Below are 21,066 nucleotides of genomic sequence, written 5' to 3'. Positions count from 1 at the left end.
GAGCTTCATAGACGAGAAGCATGGAAACGATCCGTTCAAAGAAGACGGGCGGCCTACCGGACTTGGGGTTGCACGACGACTGGCAGGTTTCTCCCGTCCAGCCCGGCAACCGAAGCGCTGGCACTGCGGGGAACCAACCCACCCAAGGAGAAAAAAGATGAACTTCAAGACATTGACGGGCGCCGCCCTTGCCGCCTCTCTGGCCTTTGCGCCGCTGGCCCATGCCGAGATCGTGATCGGCCTGATCGCGCCGTTGACCGGCCCCGTCGCCGCTTACGGCGACCAGGTCAAGAACGGCGCGCAGGTTGCCGTCGACCAGATCAACAAGAACGGCGGCATTCTCGGCGAACAGGTTGTGCTGAAGCTGGCCGACGACGCCGGCGAACCCAAGCAGGGTGTTTCGGCGGCAAACCAGATCGTCGGCGAAGGTATTCGCTTTGTCGTCGGTCCGGTTACGTCCGGGGTTGCCATGCCGGCATCCGACGTTCTGGTCGAAAACGGCATCCTGATGGTCACCCCGACCGCGACGACGCCGGACCTGACCAAGCGTGGCCTTGCCACCATCCTGCGCACCTGCGGTCGTGACGACCAGCAGGCCGAAGTCGCGGCAGCCTATGTCCTGAAGCAGTTCAAGGACAAGCGCATCGGCATCCTCAACGACAAGGGCGCCTACGGCAAGGGCCTCGCCGACGCTTTCAAGGCAACGCTGAACGCCGGCGGCGTCACCGAAGTCTTCAACGATTCCCTGACTCCGGGCGACAAGGACCTGAGCGCGCTCACCACCCGTCTCAAGGCGGAAAAGGTTGATGTGCTCTATTTCGGCGGCTACCACCCGGAAGCCGGTCTTCTGGTGCGCCAGCTACATGACATCTCCGCTCCGATCCAGATCATCGGCGGCGACGGTCTTTCCAACACCGAATTCTGGGCCATCGGCGCGGATGCCGGAGCAGGCACAATCTTCACCAACGCCTCGGACGCGCTGAAGAACGATGCGTCGAAGTCTGCCGTCGCGGCCCTTCAGGCTGCCAACATCCCGCCGGAAGCCTTCACGCTCAACGCCTATGCAGCCGTTGAAGTGATCAAGGCCGGCATCGAAAAGGCTGGCAGCGCCGAAGACGCCACCGCCGTCGCAACGGCCCTGAAAACCGGCGAGCCGATCAAGACCGCCATCGGCGACGTCACCTACGGCGAAACCGGCGATCTGACCTCGCAGAGCTTCTCGCTCTACAAGTGGGACAACGGCAAGATCGTCGCTGCCGAATAAGCAGCGTGACCAATGACGGATCGGGCGCTTCGGCGCCCGATTTCATTTTTGCGGACTGACATCGCTGGCGCCATCCACAGCCTGAAACAGCAATTAAGTGCATCCGGGTGTGCAATGACGGCGATCAGCCACTATGCTCTGACGAGCCATATTCCAGACAAGCATCAAAGAGGCCGGAAACCCATGAGCGAAAAACTTGAAAAGCTGATCGATCAGGGCACCGGGCGCATTCCCGCCGATGTCGTGCTCAAGGGCGGCCGTTTCTTCGATCTGGTCAGCGGCGATCTCGTCCCCACTGATATCGCCATCTGCGGCGATCGCATTGTCGGCACTTACGGCAATTATGCGGGCACCACCGAAATCGACATCACCGGCAAGATCGTCGTGCCCGGCTTCATCGACACGCATCTGCATATCGAATCCTCGCTGGTTACCCCGCATGAATTCGACCGCTGCGTCCTGCCCTATGGCGTCACCACCGTGATCTGCGATCCCCATGAGATCGCCAATGTGCTGGGCACCGAAGGCATCCAGTTCTTTCTCGATTCTGCCCGCGAAACCATTATGGACATCCGCGTGCAGCTCTCCAGCTGCGTGCCCGCGACCCATCTGGAAACCTCCGGCGCCAGCCTGCCGATCGAGAAGCTTTTGCCGTTCCGCGACCACGAGAAAGTTATCGGCCTGGCGGAATTCATGAACTTTCCGGGCGTCATCCACAAGGACCCCATCTGCCTTGCCAAGCTTGACGCCTTTCAGGACGGTCACATCGACGGGCATGCGCCGCTCTTGAGCGGTCTCGATCTCAACGGCTATCTTTCCACCGGCATCCGCACCGACCACGAATGCACGACGGCAGCGGAGGCACTTGAGAAGATCCGCAAGGGTATGCACATCCTGGTGCGCGAAGGCTCTGTCTCCAAGGATCTGCACGCGCTGATGCCGATCCTGACGGAACGCCTGTCGCCATTCCTGGCGCTGTGCACCGATGACCGCAATCCGCTTGATATCGCCGAGCAAGGTCATCTCGACTACATGATCCGCGAGGCAATCGCGCAAGGGGTCGAGCCGCTCGCCGTCTACCGCGCCGCCTCGATCTCGGCCGCCCGCGCCTTCGGGCTTCGCGACCGCGGTCTGGTCGCACCCGGCTGGCGCGCCGATCTGGTTGTCATCGACAGCCTGGAGAACTGCAAGGCAGAGGCGGTGTTTGCCGGCGGACGCCTCGTCAATGACGCGCTGTTTGCCACCCGCCGCCCGGTCGCCCCTGTCGGCCTCGACAGCGTCAAGGCAGGCCATATCAATGCCGCCGATTTCGGCGTGCCCTATGCCGAGGAAGAAACGTCGGTTATCGGCGTTCTTCCCGGCAAGATCATCACCGAACACCGCCGCTACAAGCTGCCGGCATCCGGCAATCAGGCCGGCGTCGATCTTGGCCGCGACATCATCAAGGTCGCCGTCATCGAGCGCCACGGCGTCAACGGCAACCATGCCAACGGCTTCGTCCAGGGTTTTGGGTTGAGGAAGGGCGCGATTGCCTCCACCGTCGGCCATGACAGCCACAATATCTGCGTCGTCGGCGTCAACGAGGACGACATGGCATTGGCCGCAAACCGGCTCGGCCAGATCAAGGGCGGCTTCGTCGTCGTCGAGGACGGCAAGGTGACGGGAGAAATCTCGCTGCCCGTCGCCGGCCTGATGAGTCTAGAACCCTATGAAAGCGTGCGCGACACTCTCCATCATCTGCGTCAGGCAGCCTTTGCGCTGGGCGCAACGCTGCAGGAGCCATTCCTGCAACTGGCTTTCCTGCCTCTGCCGGTCATCCCGCACCTGAAGATTTCGGACATGGGGCTGGTCGATGTCGACAAGTTTGCGCTGATCGGGTGAGAGCCTGACGGGCTTCTAATCTTGGGTTTCGCCCGAAAGCGGCGTCTTATGCATCGACGGCCGCTTTACGAATGCATCGAACCAGCGGGTGAGATTGGCGTAGGCGCGAAAGGACGGCAGATAGCGGAAGGCGAGCCAGTCCAGTGCCGTCGCAACGGCGATATGGCCGATATGCAAGGGTTCGTCGCCCTGGATTTCCCGGTCCAGCCAACGATAGCTTTCTGCGAGCTTTCGCTCGTAGCCGGCCTGCAGCTCGGGATAGCGCAGATGCTCGGGACGCCGGGCCGTTTCCCAGCGAATCCCGATGCCGGCATAGGCCATGTCCTGCGCCAATGCCTGCAGGCGTAAGGCGGCCCATCTACGCTCGACATCGGCAGGGAAAAGCGACGGCCCTTGGTGCAGCGTATCGAAATAGGCGCAGATGACGTCGGAATCAAACAGCGGCGACAGGCCGTCGCGCAGCAGAACCGGAACCTTTCCAAGCGGGTTGCTTTGGAAAACCTCGGCATTGGCGTTTGTCGGGCTTGTCTCGTGGTGCTCGACAACCAGCTGATCGGCGATACCCACTTCATGGGCAAAGACCAGCGTCTTGCGGGCAAAGGGCGAATGGGTCTGGTACAGAAGCTTCATGTGCATAAATCCCAGGGCATGAAACAGAGCTGGCAGCTGCGAGGTTGCTGGGACAAATTGTAAAATATCAGTGAGCCGTTTGACCGCGATAACCCTCGTCATACCGCTTTTCCGCCGCGCAATATGCTTGTAAAATGCCTCCATGAACCTCGACCGCTTCGACCGACAACTGCTGAATCTGGTGCAGGAAGATGCATCCCGGACCGCCGAACAGCTCGCCGCGGAGGTGTCCCTCTCCGTCTCGGCGATCCAGCGGCGGTTGAAACGACTGCGTGAGACGGGGATTATCCAACGGGACATCGCAGTCGTAGACCCCAAGCAGGTTGGCCGTCCGACATTCTTTATTGTCGCACTGGATGTCGAGCGCGAGCGGCCCGAGCTTCTTGCCCAGCTGCGCCGTTGGCTGGAAAACGAGCCGATGATCCAACAGGCCTTCTACATCACCGGTGGCTCGGATTTCGTGCTGATCGTCACGGCACCCGACGTCGATGCCTATGACACCCTGATGTCGCGGCTGATCGCCGACAACACCAATGTCCGGCGATTCACGACGAATGTTGCCCTTGGCGTCATCAAACGCGGCCTGGTCATTCCTGTACCGCTGGACGACTAATCTCAAAATAGTGGGCTTGCTGCCTTTGCCGGTCACCCCGCACCTGACGATTGCGGACATGGGATTGGTGGACCTCGACGAGTTTACGCGGACCCGGTGAGAGCCGTTCGGCCGCTTAACGCATCATGCGTTCCGATATATCACGAAAGCTGCTGAGCACACGAACGACGGTCAAAGTCGTTTCGTCCGATGTATAGAAAATGATGTAATTGCCAACTGGAAAACTACGCAAATCGTCATGAAGTTCAGGCCTTGCACGCCCAACATCCGGTTGATTGGAAAGCATCGACAACACAGATTGGATGCGATCCAGGAACCGGTCAGCCGCAGGTTCGCTGTCGTCTGCGATATAGCGCCATATCGCGATCAGATCAGATTTTGCCTTTGGTAGACGGCGGATTTCAAGCGCCACGAGCAAACTTTGCAGAGTTCAGCCGTGCTTCTGACTTTATGGCATCCATATCCATCGGCTCGGCCTCACCGCTGGCAAAACCTTCATCGATTGCGGCCGTCAATGCTTGTAATTTCGCAGCACGAAATTGCTCTCGCTCTTCCAGCGCACGCAGACCGTCGCGCACGATTTCGCTAGCGCTGGCGTAGCGGCCGCTTGCAAGAAGATCGCGGATAAAATCCTCATAGTGAGCGCCCAGCGTGTAGCTCGAAGCCATATCATACCTCCTCAAGGGTGCGCTCTAAGAATATATCATTAAATGATACTAGTCTCCTTCCGATTTCAGTCGACCCGTCCGCAAAACACGTCCATCGCCTCAAGCACGATCTCGCCACCCTCGATCTTCGGCGCAAAACCCGGCATCGGCACAACGCCGGACACCACCACACCCCTCGGCAAATCAACGGTCTGCGGGCCACGACGCAAGTTGAAGATGAACAGCAGTTTCTCGCCGCCCTTCTCGCGCGTGAAGGCCAGAATGTCCTGATTGGTTTCGAGGAATGTCATGCTGCCGTCGAGCAGCGGCGCATGCGCCTTTCTGAAAGCCAGTGTCTGCCGGTAGTGATCGAGGACAGAACCGTCGCCCTGCTGGTCAACGGCAAGGGGAAGATGCTCTTCCGGCACCGGCAGCCAAGGCTTGGCGCTGGAGAACCCGGCATGGCCGGCGTTCTTTTCCCAGACCATCGGCGTGCGGCATCCATCGCGCCCCTTGAAAGCCGGCCAGAAGCGGATGCCGTAGGGGTCGCGCAGGTCTTCAAGCTGGAGCTCCGCCTCCGGCAAGGCCAGTTCCTCGCCCTGATACAGACAGATCGAGCCGCGCAGTGCCGCCAGAACCGAAATCGCCAGCTTGGCAACCCGCCCACGCTCGCCAGCCGTCTGGGTAAACCGGCTGATATGGCGGGTGACATCGTGGTTGGAAAAGGCCCAGCACACCCAGCCATCGGTGACGGCATCCTGAAACGCCTGGACGCAGCGGCGGATATGGGTGGCGGTAAAATCCGGTCCCAGAAGGTCGAACGTATAGCACATATGCAGCTTGTCGCCGCCGCCGGTATAGGCAGCCACCGTCTTCAGCGAGCGAGCGCCGTCGCCGACTTCACCCACCGAAGCACGATCGCCGAACTCGTCGAGCAGGGCGCGAAAACGCTGCAGGAAACCGATATTTTCCGGCTGCGTCTTGTCGTAGAGATGGTTCTGCATACCGTAGGGATTGACGTCGGGCGCATCGAGCCCGATCGCGTCTTCGTCGTAGACCAGCGGCGGGTTGTCGCGCAATTCCTTGTCGTGGAAATAGAAATTCACCGTGTCGAGCCGGAAGCCGTCGACACCGCGCTTCAGCCAGAACCGCACGGTGTCCAGCAGCGCTTGCTGGACGTCGGGATTGTGGAAGTTGAGATCCGGCTGGGAGCCCAAGAAATTGTGCATGTAGTACTGCTTGCGCACGCCGTCCCATTCCCAGCCCGGCCCGCCAAAGATCGACATCCAGTTGTTCGGCGCCGTTCCGTCCGGTTTCGGATCCGCCCAGACATACCAGTCGGACTTCGGATTGGTGCGGTCCGACCGGCTTTCCTTGAACCATGGGTGCTGGTCGGATGTGTGCGAGATCACCTGATCGATGATGACCCGGATGCCAAGCTGATGCGCCGTCTTCAGCAAGACGTCGAAATCGGCAAGCGTGCCGAACATCGGATCGACATCGCAATAGTCCGAAACGTCATAGCCCATATCGGCCATCGGCGAGGTGAAGAACGGCGACAGCCAGATGGCATCGACGCCGAGGCTGGCAATATGCGGCAGCCGCTGCGTCACCCCCTTGAGGTCGCCCAGACCATCCCCCGTGGTGTCCTGGAAAGAGCGCGGATAGACCTGATAGATCACCGCGCCGCGCCACCAGTCGGGATTGGACTTCAAGGGAGATGCCATCAAAAAACTCCGCCATCACAGGGATATGGCGAAAGATGTATCGTTGCTGCAGATGCGAGTAAACGGCCTTCTCAACGCTTTGCCGGGATACCGCGCCGGCAGCCCGTCAGTCATCGCCATTGCGCCCTTCTGCTGGAGGAGAACTTTGAAGTTCTGCTCGATGGGCATTTGACGCGGCTCTGCCTGCATTCAGGGATTGATGCTCCCGCCGCATCGAAATTCGCGTTCGCCACCGCGCGCATAACGACGGCATCGGCTTGCCTTCGGCGCTGGTAAGCCGTATCTCCGCTTTCGCGAGGACATGAAGAGCGGGGAGAATTTCATGGCGGGCAGGCTGCTTTCGATCGGCGAATGCATGGTGGAACTGATGCAGGCCGAAGGCGATCTGCTACGCAAGGGCTATGCCGGCGACACGTTCAATACCGCCTATTACGCCCGGCTCTTCCTGCCCAAGGACTGGTCGGTCGATTATCTGACCGCCGTCGGTACCGATACGGTTTCCGATGAGATGCTGGCCTTCATCGAAAAGACCGGCGTCGGCACCGGCTCCATCCGCCGCGTCGAGGGCCGTGCGCCCGGGCTCTACATGATCCACCTGAAGGACGGCGAGCGCAGCTTCTCCTACTGGCGCTCGGTCTCTGCGGCAAAGACGCTCGCGGACGACGCGGACCACCTGCGCGCCGCCATCGAAGCCTCGGATGTGATCGTCTTTTCCGGCATTACGCTCGCCATTCTGGCGCCGTCCGCCATCGAAACGCTTCTTTCCGAACTACGCCGCGCCAAGGCTGCCGGCAAGCTCGTCGTCTTCGATCCCAACATCCGGCAGCGCCTCTGGGACGACAAGGCCTTTATGCTTGAAACGATCTCGGCTGGAGCCCGCGCATCCAGCCTCGTCATGCCGAGCTTCGACGACGAACAGGTGTATTTCGGCGATGCCGATATTGCCGCAACGATCGCCCGCTATCGCGGTCTTGGCGTTGAAAACATCGTGGTGAAGGATGGGCCAAAGGGCGTGACGCTCAGCTTTGGCGATGCGCCGCTCCAGTTTGTGCCCTCGGCCAAGGTTGAAAAGATCGTCGATACCACCAGCGCCGGCGACAGCTTCAACGGTGCTTTCCTTGCCCGCTTCGCGGTCGATGGCGACGCCATCTCAGCGGCTGAGTTTGCGGCGAAAACAGCCGCGGCAGTCATTCAGCATCACGGTGCACTTGTTGCGAAAGACACGTTGGAGCGTACCGCATAAAATATTGCAAATTCGGGGTTTCCGCCTTACCTTGGTCAAGCTTAGCCAAGGAGGTTGCGATGACGACCGTCAACATGCTGGAAGCAAAGACGCGCCTTTCTCAACTTGTCAGCGCCGTTGAAAGCGGTGCGGAAGACGAGATTATCATCGCGCGTGACGGCAAGCCGGCGGCAAGGCTGGTTCCGCTGGCACAAAACGAAAAAAAGGGAATGCGACTAGGCCTGCTTCAGGGTCAGTTTCCACCGATGTCGCTGGAAGATTTCAATGCCCTTGATGAAGAGGTGGCGAAGCTTTTCGGATTGAAGGACGAATGAACCTTCTTCTGGATACGCATGTTGCGATATGGGCAATTTCTGCTCCGGAAATGCTGTCTCCCAGAGTTGCAGCCATCCTCAAGGATCCGGACAATCAGACATATATTTCCGCGGCCAGCATCTGGGAAATTTCGATCAAGTACCTGGTCGGTAGAGACAAGGCGATACCGTTCAGCGGGTACGAGGCCATTCGTCACTTCACCAACGCCGGAAGCCGCATCCTGGACATAAGCGCCGAACATGCGGCAGCAACCGAGCGTGTGGTGACGCCACACGCCGATCCATTCGACCGCTTACTGATCGCACAGGCCATCACGGAACCGCTGATCCTTGTGACGCGGGACCGCAATATCGCAGCCTATAGCCCCACCTTCATCACCTGGTAGCAGCCACGTCGGCTAAATTTACCGCTTCTTCCTGTTCTCGAACGGGTTTTCCGACGCCCTCAAATGGATGCGGATCGGCACGCCGGGCATCTGGAAATCATTGCGCAGGCCGTTGGTCAGATAACGGATATAGCTTTCCGGCACGGAATCGGGCCGTGTGCAGGAGATCATGAAACCCGGCGGGCGGGCTTTCACCTGGGTCATGTATTTCAGCTTCAGGCGGCGGCCGGAAACGGCCGGCGGCGGATGCTGGATCTGCTGCGATTCCAGCCATTTGTTGAGCTTGGCGGTGGAGATGCGGCGGTTCCAGGTCTTGTCCGTGTCGATGATCGACTGCATCAGCTTGTCGAGGCCGTAGCCGGTCTGGCCGGAGATCGGCACCGCGCGGATGCCGCGCACCTGCGGCAGCAGGCGTTCGGTCTTTTCGCGCAGATCGGCAAGCAGCGCCTGGGTATCCTCGACCAGATCCCATTTGTTGAAGGCAAGGATTGCCGCGCGGCCTTCGCGGGCAACGAGATCGACCAGCTGCAGGTCCTGCTTTTCGAACGGGATGGTCGCGTCGAAGACGATGACGACCGCTTCGGCAAAGCGGATGGAGCGCAGGCTGTCGGCGACCGAAAGCTTTTCGAGCTTCTCCTGGACGCGCGCCTTCTTGCGCATGCCGGCGGTGTCGAACATCTTGATGGTGCGGCCGCGCCAGTCCCATTCGACGGAAATGCTGTCGCGGGTGATGCCGGCCTCGGGGCCCGTCAAAAGCCGGTCTTCGCCGAGGAAGCGGTTGATCAGCGTCGATTTACCGGCATTCGGGCGGCCGATGATCGCCACGCGCAAAGGCTTGGTCTCGTCATATTCCGGCTCGAAGTCTTCGTCTTCGAGGGTCTCATCGCCGCGCAGATCGACATTCGTCTCGGGCTCATCGATCTCCGGCGGGAAGGCGCGGTCCTCGCCGAGCGCAGCGACGATGGCGTCGCGCAGGTCGATCATGCCCTGGCCGTGTTCAGCCGAAATGGCGACAGGCTCGCCGAGCCCCAGCGTGAAGGCGTCGTAATAACCGCCATCCGAGCCCTTGGCTTCGGACTTGTTGGCAACCAGCACCACCGGCTTGCCGCGGCGGCGCAGCATTTCGCCGAGCGTCTCGTCGGCGGGCGTCAGGCCATGCTTGGCATCGACGACGAACAGCGTCAGGTCGGCCTCGTCGATGGCGGCTTCCGTCTGCAGCCACATGCGGCCTTGCAGCGTTTCCGGTCCCGATTGCTCAAGACCGGCCGTGTCGACGATGGTGAAGCGCAGGTCGACAAGCTTGGCGTCGCCCGGACGCCGGTCGCGGGTGACACCCGGCGTATCGTCGACGAGCGCCAGCTTCTTGCCAACCAGACGGTTGAACAGCGTCGACTTTCCGACATTGGGGCGCCCAACGATGGCGACGGTGAAGTTCATCGAATAATCCTGTCCTTAGAGCATCCGCAGAGGGTCATGCTCCAATGTTGTTTTCGTGGACGTCCGCTCAGGACGCCTTTCCGCTGGCGGTGATCAGATCGAGCAGCATCTGGGCGCGGTTTGCCAGATTGCGCGGTGTCTCGGCATCGTCGGCAATCTGCTGGAACCAGGTCTTGGCCTTGACCATATCACCGGCCTTGTAGGCAGCAAGCCCGAGCGCTTCGCGGGCCGAATGCCGCATGCCATTGGCAGGAACGGCAAGCTGCTCGGCCTCGGCCGAAACCTGCTCATAGGTGCCGGTATCGACCAGAAGATAGGCGGCACGCATGCGGGCAGCATCGCGCATCGCCTGCGGCAAGCTGGCATCCTTGGAGATGTCGGAAAAGGCCTTTATGGCCGCAGCCGTATCACCCTTCTGCGCCTCAAGAGTTGCAGCCCGCATCTTCGCCAGAACCGGATAGGCGCCATAGCCGTCCTTCTCAAGCGTGGCCAGAGCGGCCAGCGCTTCATCGGTCTTGTTTTCCCGCGAAAGCGTCAAGGCTGCGAGGAACTCGTCGCCCGACTGCGAGGCCGAGGTCTCGTGCCAGTATTCGTAGCCGACCTTGCCGATCGTGCCGACAACGATCAGAATGGCAATCCCGATAATGACGCTACCGAACCGCGTCCACACGGCCTTCACCTGTTCGGAGCGCAGTTCTTCGTTGACTTCGCGGATAAAGCTGTCGTCCTGGTTCGCCATTCCTAAGTTCCGGTTTCCCGGCCTTCCCTGCAAAGATGGATGTAAAGATTTCCGCGCTTCTATCGTATTTTGAGGCCGTTGTAAGGGGGCAGCGCGATTTAGAGCGCTTCATCTTTGAACGGAAGCGATTCTGTTGGCTCAAAACGGCCGTTCCACACGAAGGATGGCGCCGAGCGATGGGGTCCCATCGGCCAAGCCATCCGACGCCGTGGGCGGCCGTTTTCAGCCAACCCGAAGGGCGGGATGAATTTCGGCAGAAGATGAAGCGCTCTAGCCCCGATTACCGCCGTTTAGCCCATGACAATCGGCGCAACGCCGATCAGCAATTCGTGCAATTTCCAGATGAACAGGCCATAGGCAACCACTCCGATGACCACCGCCAACAGATCGTTGGACGACGAGCGGAAGACCGGCAGTACCAGTTCGCCGGCCCGCTGCCGCCGTTTCATCGAGATGCGCATGATAACCCCCCAGGCGAGAAACGAGCCGAACAGCAGAACCGACGACGTCTCGCCATTGGCGAGCAGATGGGCGAGCGCCCAGATCTTGATCGACAGGATCTGCGGATGCTTGACCGCAACGGCGATGCGGCCTGCCGGCAGGAAGCCGGCGGCAAGACAGATGAAGGCAATCAGCATCAGCAGCAGTGCAATGTGCTTCAGGAAGACTGGCGGATTATAGAGCATGCCGGTCGTCGCCCTCGCCTCGCCGAAGCCATAGATGATCAGGCCGAGGCCAATCAAGCTGATGACCGCGTAAAGCCCCATCCAGACACCCTTGCCCTGACGCTCGATTATCGAGGCGCGAAACCCCGGTGCCACGACGCGCACGAGGTGCATGCCTAGAAAGACGACAATCCCCAGAACCAGCAATGCCATGATACCCACCTATGTTGTTTGAGATTTCTACCTCTTCGCATAGCCGGATCGCGCCAAACTTTCCAGAGCGATCAAAGGATTGCCGCATTCTTGAGGCAGGGGTCCCATACCAAGGGTCGATGATAGGAGCCCATCCTATCAACGATCCTTGGTATAAAATCCCGCATTTGCCGCCCAAGGTTTTCGCATGCCCAGATTGTCCGCCTCTTCCGGCCTTGCTTTCGCATTGGCCTTTGCTCCCGCTGTTGCCCACGCCGTCGAGCCGCCGGCGCCTGTCGAGCGCAAGCAGCTCGTCATCATCTCCTTCGATGGCGCGCACGACAACAGGCTTTGGGACAAGAGCCTGGACATGGCCAGGCGGACAGGCGCGCATTTCACCTATTTCCTCTCCTGCACGTTCCTGATGACACGGGCCGAGGGCGGCAAGGCCTATCAGGCACCGGGCCACAAGGCCGGACGGTCCAATGTCGGCTTTGCCCAGAGCCGTGAAGAGATCCAAGCCCGCGTCCGCCACATCTGGCAGGCGCATCAGGACGGTCACGACATCGGCAGCCATGCCTGCGGGCATTTTGACGGCAAAGGCTGGACTGCCGCCGACTGGAAACAGGAATTCGCTGCATTCAATGCAGCACTCGCCAATGCCTGGAACGCCGGTGGCATCGCCAGCGAGAAGCCGGAAGGCTGGGCCGATTTCGCCGCCAAGGATATCGAGGGTTTTCGCGCACCCTATCTGTCACTGAGCGACGGCTTGCTGCCTGCCCTGAAGCAAGCCGGCTTCACGTATGATGCCAGCCTCGTCACCAAGGGACCGGGCTGGCCGTCTGACGCGGATGGATTGCCGCGCTTCGGCCTGCCGCTCATTCCCGAGGGCCCGCAGCAGCGCCGCATCATCGGCATGGACTACAATCTGTTCGTTCGCCACTCCATGGGCATCGAGAACCGAAAGGACAGCGCTACCTTCGAAGAGCGCGCGCTCGACGCCTTCCGCAAGGCCTTTCAGCAGGAATATGGCGGCAATCGCATTCCACTGCAGCTGGGTTTTCATTTCGTTGAAATGAACGGTGGCGCCTATTGGCGGGCACTCGACCGGTTCCTGACCGAAACCTGCGGCAAGCCGGATGTCGCCTGCGTCAGCTATGCCGAGGCGCTGCCGATGATCGCCAAACAGAAAAAGGCGGATCGCTCCGCCTTTTGATTGCTGTTTGCCTGAAGGTCGGCCTTACGGCTTGGCCGCCGCAAGCTCGCCGTCTGTTTCCTCGCGGGCGAGATAGCGCTGGTCGATCGCAGGCAGCGGCGTATCGTCGATCGCCGCTTCGAAGGCTTTCAGACGCTTGTGAATCGATAGCAGCTCGATGATCGTCGACCAGTAGTTCACCAGGTATTGGAACGAATTGCTGACCTCGCCGAAAGCCGTGGCAATCTGCTGCCAGATGCCCATCGTGATCTTCCCCAGCACGATTGTCGGGATAAGGATGAAGTTCAGGAAAATCGCATCAAGCTGGCCGTAGGAAAAACGCGCCACATTGAAATAGGCATAGTGCCAGTACATGCGGAAATAGTTGCGGCGCACGTTGTCGTAGAGTTCCCTGACGGTGATCGGCTGTGCACGGTCGGCATGATCTTCCCCATAGACAAGCTCCTTGCGGTAGGCTGCCTCGACGCGCTGGTTGCGGAAGTTCAATCCGGGCAGCTTGATGCCGGCGAACGCCAGAAGCGCCGTGCCGAAGAGCGACCACACGATCGCAAGCCAGAACAGTGCGTGGGGAACGGCGCCAAGGATCGGCAGATCGGAAACGTGCTCAGACATTGCGAAGAGCAGCGGTAGGAAAACCACCAGCGTCATCACCGAATTGATCAAGGTGACGCCAAGGCCTTCAAGGATATTGGCGAAACGCATCGTATCTTCCTGAACACGCTGCGATGCCCCTTCGATATGCCGCAGCTTGTTCCACTTCGAGATATAGAAATCGTTCATCGCGGTACGCCAGCGAAAGACGTAATGGTTGGTGAAAAAGGCTGTGACAACGTTCAAGGCGACGCTGACGAAGCCGATTTCCAGGAAGCGCAGTTGCAGGCTATAGAGTTGATCGACGGTCACTCCCGGCTTTTTCGAAAGCGCGTCTTGAAACAGGTCGAAGAACGGGCCGCGCCAATTGTTAATCGCAACCGACGTCTGCACCGAGAAATACGCGATGAAAATGATGAATGCCGATCCCCAGATCGACCAATTGGCCCAGGGATGATCGCGGGCGATAATCTTCCAGGCTCCCCCGAAGATCAGCACAAAGATGGTGAAGTAGAGATAGAACCAGAGATTGTCGGGGGTGAAGAAGTACGCAAGCCCGATCGGCGCCTTCTCCCCCGGAGCGAGTGGTGGCAATCCGATGGCAGCGCCAATCTGTGGGCCGACCGAATACCACACCAGAATACATATGACTGTCCATATCGCGCCGGACGTGAAAAACAGCTTCGGATTGGGAAAAAAGGAATGGAACAAGGCGGGCACTCGCGTTTCTTGAGGGCATAGACGCCCTGCTTCGATGCGCCGAACCTAGGGCAAAAGCCCTCATGTGCCAATCACGTCAAGCTAATGTTACCGTTATTTAATCGCGAGGCTGGTCAGGGACCCACGGCAGCAACGATGCGGCGCATTTCCACCCCGATCAACGCGGCGCAAAACAGCAGAGCGCCCGCAGCCAGCAGCGTCGGCACCGTGAAACTGCCGCTCCCCTGTGCCAGCCAACCGGCAACCAGCGGGCCGACGATCTGGCCGACGCCGAAGGCGGCGGTCATGAAGGCGAGCGCCTTGCGCGGGCTTTCCGGCGCCAGCGCCCGGCCGATCTGCAGGCCATAGGCGGTGATCATGATGAAGGTCAGTCCCAGCATCAGGCCACCGATGAGCGGTGCGTAGGGCGACGGCAGAGCAACGACGAGGATGAGGCCAATAGCCTCGACCAGCAGCCCCACGACATAGACCCCGACGATCCCGAGTCGCGGCACGGCACGGCGCCACAGATGAACCGAGACGGCGGCGGCAAGACCGGTGATCAGCCAGGCGAGGAACTCGACCGTATGATCGGTTGCGCCTTGCCGTGCCATGGCGACAAGGAAGGTCGCGGTGATGACATAGCCGAAGCCGAACAGGCCGTAGGTCAGCGTCACGACGAAGAGCGGCCTGGTCCAGATCAACGGCTTTTCCCGCTCCGCGCTCTTTCGCCCTTTAGGACTGAACGGCAAGAGGGCGGCGGCGGCGATGGTGCCGAGGCAGGCGATGACGGCGCCGCCGAACCACGCCGCCTGCCAGCCTGCAAAGGCACCAAACCCACCGGAAGGCAACAGAAAGACCATCAGCGATGAGACCGCAATACCGATGCCGACACCGCCGAAATGGACGGATTGCACATGGGGATTGCCGGCCGCCAATCCCCTGCTGAGCACGATCGCCGAGGTAAAGATCATCGTGAAGGCGCTGGCGACACCGGCCAGGAACCGGATGACGGAAAACAGCAGCAACGATGATGTCAGCCCCATGGCAAGGAGCAAGAGCGTGGTCGCGGCAAGGGCCGACAGACTGATCAGCCGCTCGCGCCCGGCCGCCCAGCCATAGCCAGCGGCGACCGCGCCGGTAAGATAACCGGCGAAATTGGCCGAGGCGATCAGCCCGGCATCGGCGGGGGAAAGCCCAAGACCTGTCATCATGCCGGGCAGGATCGGCGTATAGGAAAACCGCCCGAACCCCATCGCAACCGCCATGGCGATGGCGCCGGCGAAGGCCGTGGGGGCAAGGCTCGGGCTCAACGGGCGGTCCATCGTCGTCATTCGACAGTTATCGCAATGCAGCATGACGGCGACAAACGACAAAAATTGATGGTGTCGTTCAGCGGTGTGAATGCAAGAACAGCCTCATTGAGGCATGGTTTAGCCCGGCAGGGTCACGACCAGCGGTCCGTTCCGCGTGACGATCACTGTGTGCTCGTACTGGACGGTCATTGCCCGCGGCTCGCTGTAGAGCGTCCATTCGTCATCGCCGCCTTCTGCCCATTGCGCACCCAGCGACAGGAAGGGCTCGACGGTGAACACCATGCCTTCGGTCATCCGCCGCTTTTCGTGCTTGTCCGGCCAGGTCGCGATCTCGGTCGGCTCTTCGTGCAGCGAGCGCCCGACGCCGTGGCTGGCCAGGTTGGTGATCAGCGTATAGCGGTTCTTCCTGGCAAAATTGCCAATGGCATTGCCGATCGAAGCCAGCGGTTTGCCGGCCTTCACCTCGTTCAATCCCACCCACATGGCGCGCTTGCCATCGCGGCAGAGACGCTCGATCTGCGGCTTGACCGGCGGGACGGCAAAGGACGATCCGGTATCGGCAAACAACCCGTTCTTCTCGGCGGAAACATCGATATTGACGAGATCGCCGGCCTGGATGATGCGTGGCCCGGGAATGCCGTGGGCGACTTCCTCGTTGACGCTGATGCAGGTCGCGCCGGGAAAATTATAGGTAAGTTCCGGGGCGGAACGGGCGCCGGCATCTTCCAGAACCTTGCGGCCGATCGCGTCGAGTTCCGCCGTGGTGATGCCTGGCTCGAGTGCCGCCGCCATGATCTGGATCGTATTGGCGCAGATCCGGCCGATTTCCTTCAGCCGCTCCAGGTCTTCGTCATTGTTGAGTGTCATCGTCTCTCGCTTTCGGCTGTTTATGTAACGCGCCGAAAGCGGCCAATCCAGACACCGGCTATGGGAAAATCGCTGAGATCAGACGGTTTTTGCCTGTTTCTTCTCATCTGCCAGCGCCGCACGCACCAGCGGCGCCACTTTCGTGCCGTAGAGTTCGATGCCGCGCAGGATCTGGTCATGCGGCATCAGGCCGATCGCCATCTGCAGGAGGAAACGATCGTTCTTGAAGATCTTCTGGTGCCGGATGATCTTTTCCGCGACCGTATCGGGATCGCCAAGAAAGAGATTGCCGTTCGGCCCGATCGACTGGTTGAAATGCGCCCGGTTGGTCGGACCCCAGCCGCGCTCGCGGCCGATGCGGTTCATCACCTCGGCCTGCGGGCCATAGAACTGGTCGCCAGCCTTTTCATTGGTGTCGGCAATGAAGCCATGGACATTGATGCTGGTCTTCAGCTTTGACGGGTCCTGTCCGGCGCGGTGCGCGGCTTCGCGATAGAGGTCGAACAGCGGTGCATAGCGCGCCGGCTCGCCGCCGATGATCGCCAGCGCCACCGGCAGACCGAGCGCTCCGGCCCGCGCCACCGATTGCGGCGTGCCGCCGACCGCGATCCAGACCGGCAGCGGATCGTTCACCGGCCGTGGATAGACGCCGCGGCCATTGATGGGCGCGCGCTTCACGCCGGACCAGGTCACGGCCTCGCCCTCGCGGATGGCCAAAAGCAGATCCAGTTTTTCCGAAAACAGCTGGTCGTAATCTTCGAGATCATAGCCGAACAGCGGGAAGGATTCGATGAAGGAACCCCGTCCGGCCATGATTTCGGCACGGCCGTTCGAGATCAGGTCGAGCGTCGCAAACTGCTGGAAGACCCGGACAGGATCGTCCGAACTCAGCACCGTAACAGCACTCGTCAACTTGATGTTTTTCGTGCGTGCCGCCGCAGCAGCCAGGATCATTGCCGGAGCAGACGCGACATAATCCGGCCGGTGATGTTCGCCCAGACCGAAAACATCAAGCCCGACCTGATCGGCCAGTTCGATTTCCTCGATCAGGTGGCGCACCCGCTCCTCGCCCTCCGGCCCGCGTCCCTGCGGCGCTTCCGGGTGAACGTCGCCGAAGGTGTAAAGACCGAGTTCCATGCGATTCCTGCCTGTTTAAGAAGCCCGGAAGGGGCAAAGTTGGTGTGGCCTCACACATAACCATCTGTGCGCATGACAGACAGCACGGAAGGCGAAACAGTGTGTTTCCAGAAGGGTCAGGTTTCCCATGGCTTGAGCAGACGCACCCCGCTGCCCATGAAATCTCGGGTATCGGAAAATGCAGTGCTCATAGGCGCCTCCATCAATCTGTAGCAACGTAACTACATTTGACGCCCTGGCACATATCTTTCTACCCGTCGCTCAGCGTTCGCTTCACCGCATTGCGCCAGCCTTTCAGCTTTCCGGCGCGGGTCTTTTCGTCCATCGCCGGCTCGAACCGCTGGTCGCGAGCCCAGGATTTGGCGAAATCCTTCTGGTTCGGCCAGACCCCTGCCCGGCTGCCGGCAAGCCAGGCGACGCCGAGTGCCGTGGTCTCCAGAATAGTCGGCCGGTCCACCGGTGCATCGAGCAGGTCGGACAGGCGCTGCATCGTCCAGTCGGAAGCGACCATGCCGCCGTCCACACGCAGCACGGTTTCCTTGCCGTCGCTCTTCCAGTCCTTGTGCATGGCATCGAGCAGGTCGCGCGTCTGATAGCAGACGGCCTCAAGCGCTGCGCGGGCGAACTCGGCGGGACCGGTGTTGCGTGTCATGCCGAAAATGGCGCCGCGCGCATCCGGATCCCAATGCGGTGCGCCAAGCCCGGTGAAGGCGGGCACCAGATAGACCTCCTGCGACGGATCGGCGCTTGCGGCAAGCGTGCCGGTATCGGGGGCAGCCTTGATGACCTTCAATCCATCCCGCAGCCACTGCACGGCGGCACCGGCAACGAAGATCGAGCCTTCCAAAGCGTAGGTGGTTTCACCGGCGAGCCGGTAAGCGATGGTCGTCAACAGCCGGTTCTTCGAGCGGACGATATCCTTGCCGGTATTCAAAAGAGCAAAGCAGCCGGTGCCATAGGTGGATTTCATCATGCCCGGCTGGAAGCAGGCCTGGCCGATGGTGGCCGCCTGCTGGTCGCCGGCAACACCGAGGATCGGGATTTCGGCCCCGAAGACCGACATGTCCGTTACGCCGAAATCCGCAGCACAGTCGAGAACCTCAGGCAGCATCGCCTCGGGAACGCGCAGGATTTCAAGGAGTTCGCGATCCCAGTCATTGGTGACGATATTGAACATCAGCGTGCGCGAAGCATTGGTCGCATCCGTCACGAAGGATTTGCCGCCGGTCAGCCGCCAGATCAGGAACGTGTCGATCGTCCCGAAGCAGAGATCGCCCTTGCCCCCACGCGCCCGCGCGCCCTTGACGTTGGCGAGCGTCCAGGACAGCTTGGTACCGGAAAAATAGGGATCGAGCAGCAGGCCGGTCTTCCTGGTAAAGGTCTTTTCGAGCCCCTGGCGCTTCAGCTTGTCGCAGTAGGAGGCGGTGCGGCGGTCCTGCCAGACGATGGCATTGTGGATCGCCTTGCCGCTGTCGCGCTCCCAGACGACGACCGTCTCGCGCTGGTTGGTGATGCCGATCGCCGAGAGGTCACCGGCCTTGATACCGGCCTTGCTTATGGCTTCCCTAATCGCCCAGAGGACGGTATCCCAGATTTCCTCGGGATCATGTTCGACCCAGCCGGATTTGGGGAAATGCTGCCTGAATTCCTTCTGCCCGGACCCGGCGATTTTCTGGTCCTTGTCAAAGATGATCGCACGGCTCGATGTCGTGCCCTGATCGATTGCGAGAATATATCCGCTCACCTTGCCCCTCCCTGCTTTTCTTCTGCCCGCGGGTTCTCCTCAAGAGCGCGAGCCATTTCAAAAACTTCAATACGATACAAAAACGAATGTCAAACGAAAACAAAACGCAAGCGAACGGGCTATTGCGCCACGCGAAAAAGCCGGACGGTGATGGCAGAAACACAATTGTCACGGTGCCGGTTTTGGGCATAGTTTCAAGGTTCGAAATGAAAAAGAAGAGACAGCATGACACAGTCCGCCGGCAGCATCCGTTTTATCCTGAATGACCGGGAGATTGCGCTCACCGCCGTGCAGCCGACCGCGACGCTGCTCGATTTTCTGCGCCTCGAACGGCGGCTGACCGGCACCAAGGAAGGCTGCGCGGAAGGGGACTGCGGTGCCTGCACCGTTCTGGTCGGGCGGCTGTCGGGCGGTGAACTCGTCTATGAAAGCGTCAATGCGTGCATCCGTTTCACCGGCTCGCTGAACGCCACCCATGTCGTCACCGTCGAGCATCTGGCGGCGAGCGACGGAACATTGCACCCGGTTCAGCAGGCAATGGTCGATTATCACGGTTCGCAGTGCGGTTTCTGCACCCCCGGCTTCGTGATGTCGCTCTATGGCCTCTGGCTGTCGAAGGACAATCCCGGCCGGGCCGATATCGAAAAGGCGCTACAAGGCAATCTCTGTCGATGCACGGGATACGAGCCGATCGTGAAGGCGGCGGAAGCCGTGGCACTGGCAAGGCCCGATGCGGTGTTCGACCCGATCGTCAAAGTCCGTAAGGAAATCATTGCCAAGCTGACGGCGATCCGCTCGACGCAGACGATCCGCATGACGAGTGATGACGCCACGTTGATTATACCCGGCACGGCTGCCGATCTCGCCGATGCGCTGGCGGACAATCCGCAAGCGACCATGGTTGCGGGCGGTACCGACGTCGGTCTGTGGGTCACCAAGCAGATGCGGGAACTGAACCCCGTTATTTTCATCAATGGCCTGGAAGAACTCCAGACTATCCGCGAAACGGATGATGGCATCATCATCGGCGCCGGCGTCAGCTACTCGGCCGCCTTCGATCTGATATCCGCGCGCTACCCCGCCTTCGGCCGCTTGCTCGATCGCCTCGGCGGCGAGCAGGTGCGCAACATGGGCACGATCGGCGGCAATGTCGCCAATGGCTCGCCGATCGGCGACACGCCGCCGCCGCTGATTGTGCTTGGCGCCAGCGTGACACTGCGATCAAAGGCCGGACAGCGCACTATGCCCCTTGAGGCCTATTTCATCGACTATGGCCGTCAGGACCGCAAACCCGGCGAATTCGTCGAGAGCGTTTTCGTGCCGAACCTGCCCAAGGGCGATCATTTCGCCGTCTACAAGATTTCCAAGCGCCGCGATGAGGACATCTCCGCGCTTTGCGGCGCCTTCCGCATAGCACTTGCGAGCGACAACACGGTTGCCTCCGCGCGGATCGCATTCGGCGGCATGGCCGGGACGCCGAAACGGGCAACGGATGTCGAGGCGGCGCTGATCGGCAAGGTCTGGACCGAAGAGACGGTGACAGCGGCGCAGGCGGCATTCGAACAGGATTACCAGCCGCTCACCGACTGGCGGGCGACGGCCGCCTACCGCATGCTGGCGGCGAAGAACCTGTTGTTGCGGTTTTTCCTGGAAACATCGGGCGAAAAAGCGGAACTTGTCCGGTTCGAGGTGACGGCATGAACACGGGAATTTCACCGTTGGCACGGCCCGGCTGCTCCCTTCTCCCCGTCAAAACCG

20 protein-coding genes are annotated in these 21,066 nt (G+C 60.5%); 8 read left to right on the top strand and 12 right to left on the bottom strand.

The window, feature by feature from the left end; genetic code table 11:
- Nucleotides 1–157 precede the first annotated feature (157 nt).
- Both AC1D17_RS01625 and ade read left to right on the top strand, forming a co-directional pair.
- The gene (locus tag AC1D17_RS01625) at nucleotides 158–1,264 is read left to right on the top strand and encodes a branched-chain amino acid ABC transporter substrate-binding protein (RefSeq protein ID WP_477563678.1); all 1,107 of its coding nucleotides are present in this window, start codon (nucleotides 158–160) and stop codon (nucleotides 1,262–1,264) included.
- 183 nt (nucleotides 1,265–1,447) lie between these two features.
- Nucleotides 1,448–3,145 (top strand): adenine deaminase, encoded by a 1,698-nt coding sequence (gene ade, locus AC1D17_RS01620; RefSeq protein ID WP_477563677.1) that lies wholly within the window; start codon nucleotides 1,448–1,450, stop codon nucleotides 3,143–3,145.
- Nucleotides 3,146–3,160: 15 nt separating this feature from the next.
- Here the strand turns inward: ade and AC1D17_RS01615 are convergent, their stop codons facing one another.
- Nucleotides 3,161–3,775: a glutathione S-transferase family protein gene (locus AC1D17_RS01615; protein WP_477563676.1), complete on the bottom strand. Its 615-nt coding sequence runs from the start codon at nucleotides 3,773–3,775 to the stop codon at nucleotides 3,161–3,163.
- A gap of 142 nt (nucleotides 3,776–3,917) precedes the next feature.
- Here AC1D17_RS01615 and AC1D17_RS01610 point away from each other — a divergent pair, with 142 nt between their 5' ends.
- Nucleotides 3,918–4,388 (top strand): Lrp/AsnC family transcriptional regulator, encoded by a 471-nt coding sequence (locus tag AC1D17_RS01610; protein ID WP_477563675.1) that lies wholly within the window; start codon nucleotides 3,918–3,920, stop codon nucleotides 4,386–4,388.
- 115 nt (nucleotides 4,389–4,503) lie between these two features.
- Here the strand turns inward: AC1D17_RS01610 and AC1D17_RS01605 are convergent, their stop codons facing one another.
- From AC1D17_RS01605 to bglA, 3 genes are all read right to left on the bottom strand, one after another.
- Entirely contained in the window at nucleotides 4,504–4,800 is a 297-nt protein-coding gene (locus AC1D17_RS01605; protein WP_477563674.1) for a type II toxin-antitoxin system RelE/ParE family toxin, read from the bottom strand.
- Entirely contained in the window at nucleotides 4,790–5,056 is a 267-nt protein-coding gene (locus AC1D17_RS01600) for a type II toxin-antitoxin system ParD family antitoxin (RefSeq protein WP_477563673.1), read from the bottom strand. Before AC1D17_RS01600 ends, AC1D17_RS01605 begins: the two co-directional genes overlap by 11 nt.
- Nucleotides 5,057–5,121: 65 nt before the next feature.
- A complete protein-coding gene (gene bglA, locus AC1D17_RS01595; protein WP_477563672.1) occupies nucleotides 5,122–6,762 on the bottom strand; it encodes a beta-galactosidase BglA in 1,641 nt (546 codons plus the stop codon).
- A gap of 322 nt (nucleotides 6,763–7,084) precedes the next feature.
- Between bglA and AC1D17_RS01590 the strand changes: the two genes are divergently transcribed.
- From AC1D17_RS01590 to AC1D17_RS01580, 3 genes are read left to right on the top strand one after another with little or no spacing between them, the layout of a single operon-like run.
- Nucleotides 7,085–8,005 (top strand): sugar kinase, encoded by a 921-nt coding sequence (locus AC1D17_RS01590; protein ID WP_477563671.1) that lies wholly within the window; start codon nucleotides 7,085–7,087, stop codon nucleotides 8,003–8,005.
- A gap of 59 nt (nucleotides 8,006–8,064) precedes the next feature.
- On the top strand, nucleotides 8,065–8,319 hold the full coding sequence (locus tag AC1D17_RS01585) for a type II toxin-antitoxin system Phd/YefM family antitoxin (protein WP_477563670.1): 255 nt from the start codon (nucleotides 8,065–8,067) through the stop codon (nucleotides 8,317–8,319).
- Entirely contained in the window at nucleotides 8,316–8,705 is a 390-nt protein-coding gene (locus AC1D17_RS01580) for a type II toxin-antitoxin system VapC family toxin (RefSeq protein ID WP_477563669.1), read from the top strand. The genes AC1D17_RS01585 and AC1D17_RS01580 overlap by 4 nt, the downstream gene beginning before the upstream one ends.
- Before the next feature lie 18 nt (nucleotides 8,706–8,723).
- On the opposite strand, the gene der is transcribed toward AC1D17_RS01580, so the two are convergent.
- The 3 genes from der to AC1D17_RS01565 form a co-directional block, all read right to left on the bottom strand.
- Nucleotides 8,724–10,142: a ribosome biogenesis GTPase Der gene (gene der, locus AC1D17_RS01575; RefSeq protein ID WP_477563668.1), complete on the bottom strand. Its 1,419-nt coding sequence runs from the start codon at nucleotides 10,140–10,142 to the stop codon at nucleotides 8,724–8,726.
- A gap of 67 nt (nucleotides 10,143–10,209) precedes the next feature.
- Nucleotides 10,210–10,881, bottom strand: coding sequence for a tetratricopeptide repeat protein (locus AC1D17_RS01570; protein WP_477563667.1), 672 nt, complete (start codon nucleotides 10,879–10,881; stop codon nucleotides 10,210–10,212).
- Between the two features lie 290 nt (nucleotides 10,882–11,171).
- A complete protein-coding gene (locus tag AC1D17_RS01565; protein WP_477563666.1) occupies nucleotides 11,172–11,759 on the bottom strand; it encodes an NnrU family protein in 588 nt (195 codons plus the stop codon).
- 187 nt (nucleotides 11,760–11,946) lie between these two features.
- On the opposite strand from AC1D17_RS01565, the gene AC1D17_RS01560 reads away from it, so the two are divergent.
- Nucleotides 11,947–12,954, top strand: coding sequence for a polysaccharide deacetylase family protein (locus AC1D17_RS01560; RefSeq protein WP_477563665.1), 1,008 nt, complete (start codon nucleotides 11,947–11,949; stop codon nucleotides 12,952–12,954).
- 24 nt (nucleotides 12,955–12,978) lie between these two features.
- Here AC1D17_RS01560 and sbmA read toward each other — a convergent pair whose 3' ends face one another.
- The 5 genes from sbmA to glpK all read right to left on the bottom strand — a co-directional run bounded on the left by sbmA (nucleotide 12,979) and on the right by glpK (nucleotide 19,308).
- Nucleotides 12,979–14,256, bottom strand: a complete 1,278-nt coding sequence (gene sbmA / locus AC1D17_RS01555; RefSeq protein ID WP_477563854.1) for a peptide antibiotic transporter SbmA — start codon at nucleotides 14,254–14,256, stop codon at nucleotides 12,979–12,981.
- A 122-nt stretch (nucleotides 14,257–14,378) separates the two neighbouring features.
- Entirely contained in the window at nucleotides 14,379–15,578 is a 1,200-nt protein-coding gene (locus AC1D17_RS01550) for a YbfB/YjiJ family MFS transporter (RefSeq protein WP_477563664.1), read from the bottom strand.
- 99 nt (nucleotides 15,579–15,677) lie between these two features.
- Nucleotides 15,678–16,427 (bottom strand): type I methionyl aminopeptidase, encoded by a 750-nt coding sequence (gene map, locus AC1D17_RS01545; RefSeq protein WP_477563663.1) that lies wholly within the window; start codon nucleotides 16,425–16,427, stop codon nucleotides 15,678–15,680.
- A gap of 78 nt (nucleotides 16,428–16,505) precedes the next feature.
- Nucleotides 16,506–17,564, bottom strand: a complete 1,059-nt coding sequence (locus AC1D17_RS01540; protein WP_477563662.1) for an LLM class flavin-dependent oxidoreductase — start codon at nucleotides 17,562–17,564, stop codon at nucleotides 16,506–16,508.
- 250 nt (nucleotides 17,565–17,814) lie between these two features.
- The gene (glpK, locus tag AC1D17_RS01535) at nucleotides 17,815–19,308 is read right to left on the bottom strand and encodes a glycerol kinase GlpK (RefSeq protein WP_477563661.1); all 1,494 of its coding nucleotides are present in this window, start codon (nucleotides 19,306–19,308) and stop codon (nucleotides 17,815–17,817) included.
- Between the two features lie 225 nt (nucleotides 19,309–19,533).
- On the opposite strand from glpK, the gene xdhA reads away from it, so the two are divergent.
- Entirely contained in the window at nucleotides 19,534–21,009 is a 1,476-nt protein-coding gene (xdhA, locus tag AC1D17_RS01530) for a xanthine dehydrogenase small subunit (protein WP_477563660.1), read from the top strand.
- Nucleotides 21,010–21,066 lie beyond the last annotated feature (57 nt).

The sequence above is a fragment of the Pararhizobium sp. P1_E7 genome (assembly GCF_056405855.1).
Note: the sequence above shows the minus strand (reverse complement) of the source record. Positions and strands in the feature narration are given on the sequence as shown.